This is a genomic window from Planobispora longispora (assembly GCF_016863135.1).
GTDB lineage: Bacteria > Actinomycetota > Actinomycetes > Streptosporangiales > Streptosporangiaceae > Planobispora > Planobispora longispora.
This window is the reverse complement of the sequence record NZ_BOOH01000009.1, coordinates 118,202-131,948: the sequence shown is the minus strand read 5'-3', so window position 1 is coordinate 131,948 and position 13,747 is coordinate 118,202. Positions and strand designations below refer to the sequence as shown.

The following is a 13,747-nucleotide window of genomic DNA, read 5'->3' as shown; positions in this document are numbered from 1 at the left end:
AGTCTGCGGTAAACAGCGGCGTTCCGGCCATCCCCACCCAGATCTTCCGTCTGTCACCGCCCGTGAAACCCTGACATGCCTCCCCGAACAGCCCGATCGGCGCGCTCTCATGCCAGGATTGGGATATGTCAGACGGCCACGGTTCCAGCCCCGACACACCGCCCGGCTGGGCGTCCGATCAGCCTCCGTCGTACGGCGGACCGGCTCCGTGGGCCGCGCCCGGCCCCGGAGGGACGCCTCCTCCCGGCTCCCCCCAGCAGCCCCACGGCCAGCAGCCCGGCCCCTACGGCCAGCAGCCCTACGGCACCCCGCCCGGCCCCTACGGACAGCAACCCCATGGCCAGCAGCCCGGCCCCTACGGGCAACAGCCTGGTTCCTACGGCCAGCAACCCTACGGGCAACAGCCTGGTTCCTACGGCCAGCAGCCCTACGGGCAACAGCCCGGCCCCTACGGCTACGCCGCCCCGTCCTACGGCGGCCCGCCCGCGCTCAAGCCCGGCGTCATCCCGCTGCGGCCGCTCACCCTCGGCGACATCTACAACGGCGCGGTCCAGTTCATCCGGGGCAACCCGGCGGCCACGCTCGGCCTGTCGGCCGCGGTGACCCTGATCGCCCAGGCCATCAGCCTGGCCATCCAGATCCCGGCCCTCGGCGTGTTCGTCGACACCGCGCTCTCGCCGAACCTGGCGAGCGACCCCTCGCAGCTCCTCGGAGCCGTCAGCGCCTTCCTGGCGACCACCGCCCTCGGCGTCATCTTCCAGATGATCGCGATCGTGGTGCTGAGCGGCATGCTGACCAGCGTGCTGGGCAGCGCCGTGTTCGGCGAGTCCATCTCGATCGGGCAGGCGTGGCGGCTCACCTCGAACCGGATCCTTCCGCTGCTCGGCCTGGCGATCCTGCAAGTGATCATGGTCTTCGGCTTCATGGTCGCCGCGATCGCCCTGATCGTGCTCCTCGGCGTGGTCGGCGCGCCCGGCGAGCTCATCGCCCTGGCGAGCTTCGTCCTCATCATCGGCGGCATCGTCGGCGGGGTGTTCGTCTACACCAAGCTCAGCCTCGCCGGACCGGTGATCGTGCTGGAGCGCGCGGGCGTGTTCACTGCCATCAACCGATCGTTCCGGCTCGTCAAGGGCGACTTCTGGCGGGTCTTCGGCATCCTGCTCCTCACCGCGATCGTCACCGGGGTGATCGGCTTCGCCGTGGGCGTCCCGTTCTCCCTCGTGGGCAACCTGTTCGCCGACCCCACCGACCTCACGACGGTCCAGTCGGGGCTCGCGGTCTCCCTCATCGTGAGCGGACTGGGCGGCATCATCTCCGGAACGATCACCAACCCCTTCTCCGCCGGCGTCACCGCGCTGCTCTACACCGACCGCCGGATGCGCGCCGAGGCGTTCGACCTCGTGCTCCAGACGGCCGCCACGGACCGCCAGCGCGGCGTCCACGGCACGGCCCCGGGAGACCTGTGGCACCCCTCCCACGCCGCGGGCGGTCACCCCCACGGCTACGGCTACCCGCCCCACGGCCCCGGAGCCTGGCCGCAGTGATCTCCGACGTCCCGGTCGACATCGCGCGGGACGCCGCCAGGGAGGCGGCGGCCCGCGAGCTGGCCAAGCCGATCTACCCGAAGGAGTCGTGGTGGGACCGGCTCCTGGAGAACGTCCGGCAGTGGGTGGACGACCTGATCAACGCCGCCTCCGGGCTGCCGGGCGGATGGTTCTCGATCCTGCTGCTGGCGCTTCTCATCGCCGGCGTGGCCGTACCCGTCCTGACGATGGCGCGCAGGGCCACCCGGGCGCGCGCGGGCGGGCGGGCCGGCGAGCTGTTCGGCGCGCGGATCCGCACGGCCGCCGAGCACCGCGCGGCCGCCGAGGCCCACGCCGCGCGGCAGGAGTGGGCCGAGGCGATCAGGGAGCGCCTGCGGGCGATCGCGCGCGACCTGGAAGACCGGGCCGTCGTCGAGCAGCTGCCCGGCCGCACCGCGGACGAGCTGGCGGCCGAGGCCGGCCGGGCGCTGCCCGCCTTCGCGGGCGAGCTGCTGCGGGGCGCCCGGCTCTTCGACGACGTCACCTACGGCGACCTTCCCGGCACCGCCGAGGGGTACGGATACCTGACCGACCTCGACGGACGCCTCCGCCAGGCCAAGCCCGTGCTGTCGGGAGGACCCGCGTGACCCCGGACGCGCCCGCGCCCTCCCCCGCGACCGGCTCCGCCTCCCCTGTGACCGGCGCCTCGGCCTCCCCCGCCGTGCCGGGCGCCCCCGTCCCGCCGCCGGCCGGCGGCGCGGCGAGCGCGTCCACGTCCCCGCGCGCGGCCGACATCTGGCGGCGCTGGCGGGGGACGCTGGGCGTCCTGGCCGTCATGATCGTTTTCGTCACGGCGACCGTCGTGCTCTCCCAGCCGCGTCCCGGCGGCTACCTCGACCCCGAGGCCACGGCGCCGGGCGGCGCGCACGCGCTGGTCCAGCTCCTGCGTGACCAGGGAGTCGACGTACGGCCCGCGCGCACCGTCGGCGAGGCCCGCGCCCTGGCCGTGCCCGGCTCGCTGCTGCTGGTGGGCCGGACCGAGTTCCTCGCCGACGAGAACCTGCTGCGGGAGATCGACTCGCTGCCCGGCGACCGGCTGCTCGTCGAGCCCGTGACCCAGGCGTTGCAGGAGCTCGCCCCCGGCGTCTCGGCGGGCGCGCTGACGGACGTGAAGTCCCGGGCGCCGGAGTGCGAGGTCCCGGCCGCCGTGAAGGCGGGCACCGTCATGATCGGCGGAACCTCCTACAACCCGCCCCGGGGCTGGACCGGCTGCTACAACGGCAGCCTGATCTCCGGCGCCGCCGACGGCAGGACGGTCACCGTCCTGGGCTCCGGCGAGTTCATGACCAACCGGCGGCTGGCCGAGGACGGCGACGCCGCCCTCGCCATGAACCTGGCCGGGAGCCGGCCGGCGGTGGTCTGGCTGGTGCCCTCGGCGCCGCAGTTCCAGTGGGACGGAGAACAGGCCTCCTTGCAGGACCTGATCCCGGCCGGGGTCAAGTGGGCCGCCCTGCACCTGCTCGTCGCCGCCTTCCTGGTGGCGCTCTGGCGGGGCCGCAGGCTCGGCCCGGTGGTGGCCGAGCGGCTCCCGGTCGTCGTGCGCGCGTCCGAGACCGCGGAGGGGCGGGGACGCCTCTACCGGTCCCGCAAGGCCCGCGACCGGGCGGCGGCGGCCCTGCGGACCGCGGCGCTGGAGCGGATCGTGCCGCGCCTCGGGCTGGCGGGAGAGGTCACGCCCGCGGGGGTCGTGGCGGCCGTCGCCATGCGGACGGGGCAAGATGCTCAGCAGGCGGGAGCCGTACTGTACGGTGCGGCGCCCCTGGACGACGCGGGGCTCGTGGCACTGGCCGGAGACCTCGACATCCTCGAAAGGCAGGTACGAGACTCGTGAGCATGCCCGGCCCGGGGGCTGAGCCGAGCCCCCAGCAGACCATCGCGTATCCCGGCCGCGTGCCCGGCGCGGAGCGGAACTCGGCCGGCGACGCGGCCCGCGCCTCGCTCGGGGCGTTGCGCGCCGAGGTCGCCAAGGCCGTCGTCGGCCAGGACGCCGTGGTCACCGGCCTGGTGATCGCCCTGCTCTGCCGGGGGCACGTGCTGCTCGAAGGCGTCCCCGGCGTCGCCAAGACCCTGCTGGTGCGCACGATGGCCGCCGCGCTGTCCATGGACTTCAAACGCGTGCAGTTCACCCCGGACCTGATGCCGGGCGACGTGACCGGTTCGCTGGTCTACGACGCGAAGACCGCGGAGTTCGAGTTCCACCAGGGGCCGGTCTTCACCAACCTGCTGCTCGCCGACGAGATCAACCGCACCCCGCCCAAGACGCAGGCCGCCCTGCTGGAGGCCATGGAGGAGCGGCAGGTCAGCGTCGAGGGCGCCGCCCGCAAGCTGCCCGACCCGTTCATCGTGGCCGCCACCCAGAACCCGATCGAGTACGAGGGCACCTACCAGCTGCCCGAGGCCCAGCTCGACCGGTTCCTGCTGAAGCTCACCGTGCCGCTGCCCTCGCGCGAGCAGGAGATCGCGGTGCTGGAGCGGCACGCCCTCGGGTTCGACCCCAGGGACCTGTCCCGGGTCGAGGCGGTGACCTCGGCCGAGGATCTGGCCGTGGGCCGCGCCGCGGTCGCCCAGGTCCACGTGGGCCCGGAGGTCCTCGGCTACGTGGTGGACATCGCCCGGGCCACCCGCCAGTCGCCGTCGCTGCGCATGGGCGTCTCCCCGCGTGGCGCCACCGCGCTGCTGGCCGCCGCCCGCGCCTGGGCCTGGCTCTCCGGTCGCGGCTACGTCACCCCGGACGACATCAAGGCGCTGGTCCTGCCCGCCCTCCGGCACCGGATCCAGCTCCGCCCCGAGGCGGAGCTGGAGGGAGCCACCACCGACGGCATCCTCGACGGCATCCTCGCCGCCGTCGCCGTCCCCCGCTGATGGCGCTCACCGGACGCACGGGGCTGCTGGCGGCCCTGAGCGCGATCGTGGTGCTGTTCGCCCCGGAGCCGGGCCTGGCCGTGGCCGGACTGCTGCTGCTCCTGGCGGCTCTGGTCGTGGTGGACCTGCTGCTCGCCGGGAGCGTCCGCGAGCTGCGGCTGGAGCGCTCGGGAGAGAGCAGGGTACGGCTCGGCGACGCGGTCCAGGTGACGCTGACCGTGGCGAACCCGGGGCGCCGGCGGGTGCGCGGGCTCATCAGGGACGCCTGGCCGCCCAGCGCCCGCGCGCAGCCCCGGCGGCAGGCCCTGGACGTCCCCGCCGGCGAGCGCCGCAGGGTGGTCACCACGCTGACCCCGTCGCGGCGGGGCGACCGGGAGTCCGCCGGGGTCACCGTGCGCTCGGTGGGCCCGCTGGGCCTGGCCGCGCGGCAGGGCTCGCACGCCGTGCCGTGGACGATCCGGGTGCTGCCGCCGTTCCTGAGCCGCACCCACCTGCCCGCCAAGCTCTCCCGGCTGCGCGAGCTGGAGGGTCGCAACCCCGTCCTGATCCGCGGGCAGGGCACCGAGTTCGACTCGCTGCGAGAGTACGTGGCGGGTGACGACGTACGCTCCATCGACTGGCGGGCGACGGCCAGGCGCAACGACGTCGTGGTGCGGACCTGGCGTCCGGAGCGGGACCGGCGCGTGCTGATCGTGCTCGACACCAGCCGCACCTCGGCGGGGCGCGTCGGGGTGGACCCGGCCTCCGGCGACCCGTCCGGCTGGCCGCGGCTCGACTGGTCGATGGACGCCGCCCTGCTGCTGGCCGCGCTGGCGGCCCGGGCCGGGGACCGGGTGGACTTCCTCGCCCACGACCGGACCGTCCGCTCCTGGGTTTCCGGGGCGTCCCGGACCGAGCTGCTGTCGGTCATGGTGAACGCCATGGCGCCGATCGAGGCGGAGCTGGTCGAGGCCGACGCCGAGGACATGGTCGCGGCGATCATCGCCAGGGCGGCGCACCGCTGCCTGGTGGTGGTGCTCACCGACCTGAACCCGGCGGCGCTGGAGGAGGGCCTGCTCCCGGTGCTCCCGCAGCTGGCCTCCCGGCACCTGGTCCTGCTGGCCGCGGTCTCCGACCCGCGGGTCGCCGCGATGGCCGAGGGCAGGGGGACGCTGGAGGAGGTCTACGACGCGGCCGCCGCCGAGTACCTGCGGAGCGGCCGGCGGCGGATGACGGCGCGGCTGCGGCAGCACGGCGTCGAGGTCGTCGACGCCCTCCCCGAGCAGCTCGCCCCCGCCCTCGCCGACGCCTACCTGGCGCTGAAGGCCGCGGGACGGCTCTGAAGCCCGGGGGACGACGTGGTCCGCCGCGGGACGGCCGAGGTCGGGGACGACGCGGCCAGGCCGCGGGACGGCTCTGAAGCGCTGATGCTCGGAGGACGACGCGATCAGGACGCGGGGGCGACGTCCGGGGCTCGCTCGACGTCGCCGCTCTCCCCCTCGCGGGCGGCCCGGCGCCCGAAGTACACGATGTAGGCGATGAAGACGACCTCGGCGGCCACCCCGATGCCGATGCGCGCCCAGGTGGGCAGCGGGGAGGGTGTGACCAGCGCCTCGATCAGGCCCGAGACGAGCAGCACGACGACCAGGCCGAGCGCGGCGCTCACGACCGCGCGCCCCTGCTCGCCCAGCGCCTGCCCGCGCGGTCGCGGTCCCGGATCGATCGCGGTCCAGCCGAGCCGCAGGCCCACCCCGGCCGCGAGGAACACGGCGGTGAGCTCCAGCAGTCCGTGCGGGGTGATCAGCCCGAAGAAGACGTCGCCCTTGCCCGCCGCGATCATCACGCCTCCGGTGACCCCGACGTTGAGCGCGTTCATCAGCAGGACGTACAGGATGGGGACGCCCAGCAGGACGGAGAACGCGATGCACTGCGCCGCCACCCAGGCGTTGTTCACCCACACCTGCGCGGCGAAGGAGCCCGCGGGGTTCTCGCTGTAGTAGTCGGCGAAGTCGTGCTCGACGAGCTGGCGGATCTCCTCGGGGGTGCCGACGGCCGCCTGCACCTCGGGGCTGCTCACCACCCACGCCCCCATGATCACGGCGATCGCCGTCGAGACGAGCGTCGCCCCCAGCCACCAGCGCCAGGCCCGGTAGGCGACGACCGGGAAGGAGACCGTCCAGAACCTGGCGAACTCCCGCCAGGCGGGGGCGTGCGCCCCCGTGACGGCCGAGCGGGCCCTGGCGACCAGGGACGAGAGCCGCCCGACCAGCAGAGGGTCGCGTGACGACGAGCGCACGATGGACAGGTGCGTCGCGACCCGCTGGTAGAGCTCGACCAGCTCGTCGATCTCGGCCCCGTCGAGGGACCGGCGCCGCTTCACCAGCTGCTCCAGGCGGTCCCATGTCGGCTGATGGGCGGTCACGAATGCATCGATGTCCACGTTCCGAGCCTATTGTCCGCGCTCCGGAAACCGCCACGCGGCATCTCCGCGGTTCGCGGCAGACGGTAAGGTCGACGGTGTGTCCGATCTGGTAACTGGTGACGCGGTCGTCGTCGATGTGCAGATCGCGCAGTTGCCGATCAGGGTGGCGGCATTCCTGCTCGACTTCCTCGTCCAGACGGTGGCGATGATCGCCGTCTACTTCCTCCTGTCCAGCACCATCACCGTCGTGGACTCCGCGCTGCTGACGGCGCTCCTGATCCTGTTCACGGTGCTGGTGTTCGTCGGATACCCGGTGCTGACGGAGACGCTGACCCGCGGGCGCACCCTGGGCAAGCTCGCCTTCGGGCTGCGGGTGGTGGGAGACGACGGCAGCCCCGAGCTGTTCCGGCAGGCGCTCTTCCGGGCGCTGGCGGGATTCGTCGAGGTCTACACCCTGAGCGGCGGCCCGGCCGTCATCTGCTCGCTCGTCTCCCCCAAGGGCAAGCGGCTCGGCGACGTCTTCGCCGGGACGATGGTGATCTCCGAGCGCGGCCCGCGGAACGCGGGCCCGCCCCCGCAGATGCCGCCGCAGCTGGCCGGGTGGGCGGCGCGGCTGGAGCTGTCCCAGCTGCCGGAGGACCTGATCCACACCGCCCGGCAGTACCTCGCGCGCCAGCGCGATCTCTCCCCCGCCGTCCAGCACGAGATGGGGACGCGGGTCGCGGCCCGGATGGCCGCCTTCGTCTCCCCGCCCCCGCCGCCGGGTGTGCCGCCGCACGCCTACATCTCGGCCGTCCTGGCCGAGCGCCGCGAGCGTCATCTGCAGCGGCTGCTGCGCCGCGCCTCCGCTCGCACCGCCGCCGCGGCGCCGTACCTCCCCGTCCAGCCGTCCTACGCCGCCGTGCCCGGGCGGCCCGCCCGGCCGCACGGCCCCGCGGGCGGGGGTTTCGCGCCGCCCGCCTGAGACCCGCGAGCACGCCGAGGGGGCGGCGGGATGCCCGCCGCCCCCTCATGTCCGCCGCGGCCGGTTACCAGTGGTGGCCGTGGTAGGACTCCTGCGTCTGCACGTTCAGCCGGTTCACGCGGACCCTGCGCGCCGGGTCGGTGAGCCTGTCCTTGATCGAGACGATGTCGAGTCCCTTGTGGAAGTCGCTGCCGTAGATGTAACCGTTGTAGTAGTAGGCCGACCAGATGCCGCCCCCGCCGGGGGTGGTCTCCGGCCCGCGCTCGAAGAACCCGATCTCCCTCGGGCTGGTCGAGTCGGTGAAGTCCCAGATCGAGATGCCGCCCTGGTACCAGGCCTGGACCATGATGTCCTTGCCCTTGACCGGGATCAGCGAGCCGTTGTGGGCGACGCAGTTCTCGTTGTCGGCCTGGTGGCGGGAGATCTTGAAGTAGCTCTTGAAGACGAGCTGGCCCTTGACGATGTCGTAGATGGCGTCGGCGCCCCGGTTCGGGCCGGTGGCCTCGTTGCAGGTGGCTCCGCTGCCGCCGCCCAGCTCGTCGGTGAAGACGACCTTGGTGGCCGAGTTGTTGAACGTCGCCGAGTGCCAGAACGCGAAGTTCGGGTCGGTGACCCGGGCCGTCACCACCGGGTTCAGCCGGTCGGAGATGTCGAAGAGCACGCCGTCGCCCATGCAGGCGCCCGCGGCGATGTCCTTCTCGGCGTAGACGGTGATGTCGTGGCAGCCGCTGGTGGGCAGCAGCAGGCCCGGCTGGGTCTCGTTGCCGCCGTCGGGGAAGACCACGGGGGTGGCGGCGACGGCGGCGGCCTCCGGGTTCCTGAGCGGCACCTTGATGACGGAGATCTTGTCATGCGGCGGCTGGCAGTCCGGGAAGTTGGCGGCCGGCCGGTAGGAGGAGACGTAGAGGTAGACGTTGCGCCGCCGGTCCCAGCCCTTGCCCGGGACCAGGGTCAGGGTGTGCGAGCCGCAGTTGGTCTCGACGGACTTGATGTACCTCGGGTTGGCCTTGTCGCTGATGTCGAAGATCCGGACGCCCTCCCACGACTCCTTGATCGACGCGTCCTGCGCGGTGCTGCTGCAGGAGTCGTTGTTGCGGGAGGAGTCGACGGCGCTGAAGAGGAGGTCGCCGTAGACCGACACGTCCATCTGCGAGCCGGGGCAGACGACGGTGCTGACGACCTTGGCCTGCTTCGGGTCGCGGACGTCGTAGATGGCGAAGCCGCCGTAGTTGCCGACGTAGGCGTAACCGTCCTGGAAGGCGATGTCGGTGTTGATGGTGGTCGTCAGCCCCTCGGGCTTGGCCACCGTCTTCACGTGGGAGACGTTGGGGCTGGTGACGATCTGGTCCGGCGGCGGGATCTCCGCCGCCTGGGCCGGCACGGCGGGCGCGAGTAACGCGATGGCGGCCGCGGCCGTCACGAGGGCGCGGCCGGTTCTTCGGAGGGTGAGCACTCGGGGCCTCCTGGGAGAAAGGAGAAAAAGCGCGCAGAAACGACCCAAATTGTCAGCCTCACCCGTCAGAAGAACCAGACATCACCCTGTAAGGAGAAACATCTACTTTGACACCTTTACCCTGGCAGTTGACAGTTATACGGTTTACGGCCGCGCGACACGATGATCTCCGAGCGGCGTGGGAAGCCCTGGCAGAGCCCGCGTCCGCCGTCGGCGCCCCGCCGCGGGAACCTTCTGGACCGCCCGTCTTTACCCGCCGGATCCTCTGGGGTTAGGTTGCAGGGCACGGACCCCACCCCGAAGGAGGCCGGGTGCGCGCGGCGCTCATCCCCGTGGCCATCGCCACCCTCTCGCTCGTCGTGTCCCTGTCCGCCTGCACCGCCGAGCCCGAGCGGCGGCCCGCCGCCGGGTCGACCGCGCCGATCCTCGTCCCCGGCAGGCCCGGCGAGCCCGCCCGGACGGCCGCCCCCGAGGAGGCCGCCACGCTCGTGCCCGCCCAGGTCGTCAACGCCGTGGACGTGAAGTACGTCCAGGACATGATCGTCCATCACCGGCAGGCCCTGGACATGGCGCTGCTGGCCCCCTCCCGCGCCGGGTCGGCGGAGCTGAAGGGTCTCGCCTCGCGCATCAAGGACGCCCAGGCGCCGGAGATCCAGTTCATGACCTCCTGGCTGCAGCAGCAGGGACAGCGGGTTCCCGGCCACCACGTCGGGCACGGGAGCATGCCCGGGATGGCCTCCCCCGAGCAGATGGAGGCCCTGAAGTCCGCCTCGGGCGAGGACTTCGACCGGCTCTTCCTCCAGCTGATGATCGCCCACCACCAGGGGGCGATCACGATGTCCCAGCAGGTCATCGGCGGCGGGTCGGACATCAAGATCTGGGAGCTCGCGAACGACGTCAGCTCCACGCAGGCCGCCGAGATCCGCCGCATGCTCAAGATCCAGGGAGCGTCGTAGGCCCCGTGCGGGCGGCCGGGACCGGGTCCTGACCGGAGACCGGGCCCAGACCCGGGCCGGGTCCTCGCCGGAGGCCGAGCCTCGGCCGGGCGGGGCCGGGTCCCAGCCGGGAGGCGGATCCTAGGATCCGGCCCGCCAGGAGTGGAGATACCGCTCCTGCTCGCCGGTCAGCTCGTCCACCTCGATCCCGGTCGCCGCCAGCTTCAGGCGCGCCACCTCCACGTCCACCTCCTCGGGGACGTCGTAGACCCCGGCCTCCAGCCGCGGGCGCTCCCGGGCCAGCCACGCCACCGCGAGCGCCTGCGCGGAGAAGGACATGTCCATGACCGCGGCCGGATGCCCCTCCGCCGCCGTCAGGTTGACCAGGCGCCCCTCGGCCAGCAGCAGGAGCCTGCGGCCGTCGGCCAGGACGTACTCGTCGGTGTTCGGGCGCACCCCGTGGTGGACGGCCTGCGCCAGCTCCTCCAGGGCGCGCACGTCGATCTCGACGTCGAAGTGGCCCGCGTTGGCCAGGATCGCGCCGTCCTTCATCGCGGCCAGGTGCTCGCCCCTGATCACGTCCCGGTTCCCGGTGACCGTGACGAACACGTCCCCCACGGGCGCGGCCCCGGCCATCGGCCGCACCTCGTACCCCTGCAGCGAGGCGTCCAGGGCCTTGACCGGGTCGATCTCGGTGACCACCACCCGGGCGCCCAGCCCCCTGGCCCGCTCGGCCACGCCCCGGCCGCAGTAGCCGAACCCGGCGACCACCACGGTCTTGCCCGCCAGCAGGGTGTTCGTGGCGCGCATGATGCCGTCGAGGGTGGACTGGCCGGTGCCGTACCGGTTGTCGAACATCCGCTTGGTGCGGGTGTCGTTGACCGCGACCATCGGGAACCGCAGCGCCTTCTCCGCGGCCATCTGCCGGAGCCTGATGATGCCGGTCGTGGTCTCCTCGCATCCCCCGGCGACCCCGTCGAGCAGCTCGGTCCGCTCGGTGTGCAGGATGTTCACCAGGTCGCAGCCGTCGTCCAGGACGATCTCCGGGGCGATGTCGAGCGCCCGGTGGATGTGCCGGTAGTAGGTGTCCCGGTCGACCCCCGCCCGGGCGTGGACGGCGATCCCGTACTCACCCAGCGCCTCGGCGACGTCGTCCTGGGTGGACAGGGGGTTCGAGGCCGCCAGCGCGATCTCCGCGCCCCCGGCCCGCAGGGCGCCCATCAGCACCGCGGTCTCCGCGGTCACGTGCAGGCACGCGGCGATCCGCAGGCCCTCCAGCGGCCGGTCGGCCGCGAACCGCGCCCCGATCGCGGTGAGCACCGGCATCGCCCGCGTCGCCCAGTCGATCCGGCGCTCCCCGGCCTCCCTCAGCGCGTTGTCCACGTCTTCCCCCTGACAGCCCTCGACGGCCCTGTGAGCCCTGCGCCGTCCCGGTGGACCCGTGGGCCGGGACGGCGGTCCGCAACGGCCCGGGAAGGGCCGTGGGGCCCCGCGCGCCTCGGATGGGCCGAGGGCCCCCGCAAGGTCTGCGAGGGCCCCGGCGCATTCGGTCTCGTGTCGGCTACGGCCTGACGGCCTAGTAGCGGTAGTGGTCGGGCTTGTAGGGGCCCTCGACCGGGACGCCGATGTAGTCGGCCTGGGCCTTGGTGAGCTCGGTGAGCTTCACGCCCAGCGCGTCGAGGTGGAGGCGGGCCACCTTCTCGTCCAGGTGCTTGGGCAGCACGTAGACGCCGACCGGGTACTCCTCGGTCTTGGTGAACAGCTCGATCTGGGCGATCACCTGGTTGGTGAACGAGTTGGACATGACGAACGACGGGTGGCCGGTGGCGCAGCCCAGGTTCATCAGGCGGCCCTCGGCGAGCACGATGATGGAGTGGCCGTCGGGGAAGGTCCAGGTGTGGACCTGCGGCTTGACCTCCTGCTTGACGATGCCGGGGATCTTCGCCAGGCCGGCCATGTCGATCTCGTTGTCGAAGTGGCCGATGTTGGACACGATCGCGTTGTGCTTCATCCGGGCCATGTGGTCGGCCGTGATGATGTTGAAGTTGCCGGTCGTGGTGACGAAGATGTCGGCGATCCCGACGACGTCCTCCAGGGTGGTGACCTGGAAGCCGTCCATGGCGGCCTGGAGCGCGCAGATCGGGTCGATTTCGGTGACGATCACGCGGGCGCCCTGGCCGCGCAGCGCGTCGGCGCAGCCCTTGCCGACGTCGCCGTAGCCGCACACGACCGCGACCTTGCCGCCGATCAGCACGTCGGTGGCGCGGTTGAGGCCGTCGATGACCGAGTGGCGGCAGCCGTACTTGTTGTCGAACTTCGACTTGGTCACCGAGTCGTTGACGTTGATCGCCGGGAAGAGCAGCGTGCCGGCCTTGAACATCTCGTAGAGGCGGTGGACGCCGGTGGTGGTCTCCTCGGTGACGCCCTTGATGCGCGAGGCGATCTCGGTCCACTTCTTCTCTTCGGTGACGGTACGGCGGAGCAGATCGAGGATGATCCGCCACTCCTCCGGGTCGTCCTCGGCGGCGCTGGGGACGGCGCCGGCCTTCTCGTACTCGGCGCCCTTGTGGACGAGCAGGGTGGCGTCGCCGCCGTCGTCGAGGATCATGTTGGGGCCGTCACCGCCGGGCCAGTTCAGGGCCTGCTCGGTGCACCACCAGTACTCCTCCAGGGTCTCGCCCTTCCAGGCGAAGACCGGGACGCCCTTGGGGTCGTCGAGGGTGCCCTCGGGACCGACGACGACGGCCGCGGCCGCGTGGTCCTGGGTGGAGAAGATGTTGCAGCTCACCCAGCGGACCTCGGCGCCGAGCGCGACCAGCGTCTCGATGAGCACGGCGGTCTGGATGGTCATGTGCAGCGAGCCCATGATCTTCGCCCCGGCCAGCGGCTGCGCGGCGGCGTACTCCTTGCGGATGGCCATCAGACCGGGCATCTCGTGCTCGGCGAGCTGAATCTCCCTGCGCCCGAAGGCCGCAAGCGAAAGGTCGGCGACCTTGAAGTCCATGTGTGATTACCCCTCTACCCGGAAGTCGACGCATGCGAGTCTAAACTCGCTGGACCACCGGACGCACTTTTCCCGTGCCTAAACTGACATAGAATTGTCAGAATGCGAATCACCGAGGCCGCGAAGCGGCTGGGCATGTCCCCCAGGATGCTGCGCTACCGCGAGTCGCTGGGCCTGCTCCCCCCGGTCCGGGAGCAGGGGGCGCACCGCCGGTTCGGCTCCGAGGAGCTGTCCGCCGTGGCCCAGGGCGTGGAGCTGGAGCGGCGCTTCGACATCTCCCCCGGTGAGCTGGCCTTCGCCCTGCGCGTGCTGAGCGAGCCCGCCGTCGCGCAGGCCGTACGGGATCTGGGCCTGCGGATCGGCCGCCTGCAGGCTCCGCGCCGCGCCCTGGACTTCGAGAAGGAGAAGGCCCTGCGCCTGCTCCAGGGCCGCACCGGCCCCGTCCGGCCCGGCTACGGCGCCGAGCCCGCCGGCCACGTGGACCGCCGCCTGCCAGATCGCTCCTAGGAGTGACGACAGCCTCCGGGGGAATCAGGAGGATTCAT

The 13,747-nt window shown here is 72.4% G+C and carries 12 protein-coding genes; 8 read left to right on the top strand and 4 right to left on the bottom strand.

From position 1 onward, the window contains the following. The first annotated feature begins 125 nt into the window (after positions 1-125). From Plo01_RS04705 to Plo01_RS04685, 5 genes are read left to right on the top strand one after another with little or no spacing between them, the layout of a single operon-like run. Positions 126-1,544 (top strand): DUF7847 domain-containing protein, encoded by a 1,419-nt coding sequence (locus Plo01_RS04705; RefSeq protein WP_203889226.1) that lies wholly within the window; start codon positions 126-128, stop codon positions 1,542-1,544. Then, positions 1,541-2,170 (top strand): DUF4129 domain-containing protein, encoded by a 630-nt coding sequence (locus tag Plo01_RS04700; RefSeq protein WP_239315883.1) that lies wholly within the window; start codon positions 1,541-1,543, stop codon positions 2,168-2,170. The genes Plo01_RS04705 and Plo01_RS04700 overlap by 4 nt, the downstream gene beginning before the upstream one ends. Next, positions 2,167-3,414 carry a DUF4350 domain-containing protein gene (locus Plo01_RS04695; protein WP_239315882.1) on the top strand — a complete coding sequence of 416 codons (1,248 nt, stop codon included), beginning with the start codon at positions 2,167-2,169 and terminating at the stop codon, positions 3,412-3,414. Before Plo01_RS04700 ends, Plo01_RS04695 begins: the two co-directional genes overlap by 4 nt. Before the next feature lie 2 nt (positions 3,415-3,416). After that, complete coding sequence (locus Plo01_RS04690) at positions 3,417-4,445, top strand: AAA family ATPase (protein WP_203889225.1); 1,029 nt, start codon at positions 3,417-3,419, stop codon at positions 4,443-4,445. Further along, positions 4,445-5,767 (top strand): DUF58 domain-containing protein, encoded by a 1,323-nt coding sequence (locus Plo01_RS04685; RefSeq protein WP_203889224.1) that lies wholly within the window; start codon positions 4,445-4,447, stop codon positions 5,765-5,767. The genes Plo01_RS04690 and Plo01_RS04685 overlap by 1 nt, the downstream gene beginning before the upstream one ends. Positions 5,768-5,871: 104 nt before the next feature. Here the strand turns inward: Plo01_RS04685 and Plo01_RS04680 are convergent, their stop codons facing one another. Then, positions 5,872-6,864 carry a stage II sporulation protein M gene (locus Plo01_RS04680; RefSeq protein WP_203889223.1) on the bottom strand — a complete coding sequence of 331 codons (993 nt, stop codon included), beginning with the start codon at positions 6,862-6,864 and terminating at the stop codon, positions 5,872-5,874. A 79-nt stretch (positions 6,865-6,943) separates the two neighbouring features. Here Plo01_RS04680 and Plo01_RS04675 point away from each other — a divergent pair, with 79 nt between their 5' ends. Continuing rightward, the gene (locus tag Plo01_RS04675; protein ID WP_239315881.1) at positions 6,944-7,810 is read left to right on the top strand and encodes an RDD family protein; all 867 of its coding nucleotides are present in this window, start codon (positions 6,944-6,946) and stop codon (positions 7,808-7,810) included. A 64-nt stretch (positions 7,811-7,874) separates the two neighbouring features. Here the strand turns inward: Plo01_RS04675 and Plo01_RS04670 are convergent, their stop codons facing one another. After that, positions 7,875-9,263, bottom strand: coding sequence for an LVIVD repeat-containing protein (locus tag Plo01_RS04670; RefSeq protein ID WP_203889221.1), 1,389 nt, complete (start codon positions 9,261-9,263; stop codon positions 7,875-7,877). Between the two features lie 311 nt (positions 9,264-9,574). Here Plo01_RS04670 and Plo01_RS04665 point away from each other — a divergent pair, with 311 nt between their 5' ends. Next, positions 9,575-10,219: a DUF305 domain-containing protein gene (locus Plo01_RS04665; RefSeq protein ID WP_203889220.1), complete on the top strand. Its 645-nt coding sequence runs from the start codon at positions 9,575-9,577 to the stop codon at positions 10,217-10,219. Between the two features lie 120 nt (positions 10,220-10,339). Here the strand turns inward: Plo01_RS04665 and Plo01_RS04660 are convergent, their stop codons facing one another. After that, positions 10,340-11,581, bottom strand: a complete 1,242-nt coding sequence (locus Plo01_RS04660) for an adenosylhomocysteinase (RefSeq protein ID WP_203889219.1) — start codon at positions 11,579-11,581, stop codon at positions 10,340-10,342. Between the two features lie 193 nt (positions 11,582-11,774). Further along, positions 11,775-13,202, bottom strand: a complete 1,428-nt coding sequence (gene ahcY, locus Plo01_RS04655) for an adenosylhomocysteinase (RefSeq protein WP_203889218.1) — start codon at positions 13,200-13,202, stop codon at positions 11,775-11,777. A gap of 102 nt (positions 13,203-13,304) precedes the next feature. Between ahcY and Plo01_RS04650 the strand changes: the two genes are divergently transcribed. Further along, a complete protein-coding gene (locus Plo01_RS04650; RefSeq protein WP_239315880.1) occupies positions 13,305-13,709 on the top strand; it encodes a MerR family DNA-binding transcriptional regulator in 405 nt (134 codons plus the stop codon). The last annotated feature ends 38 nt before the right edge of the window (positions 13,710-13,747 follow it).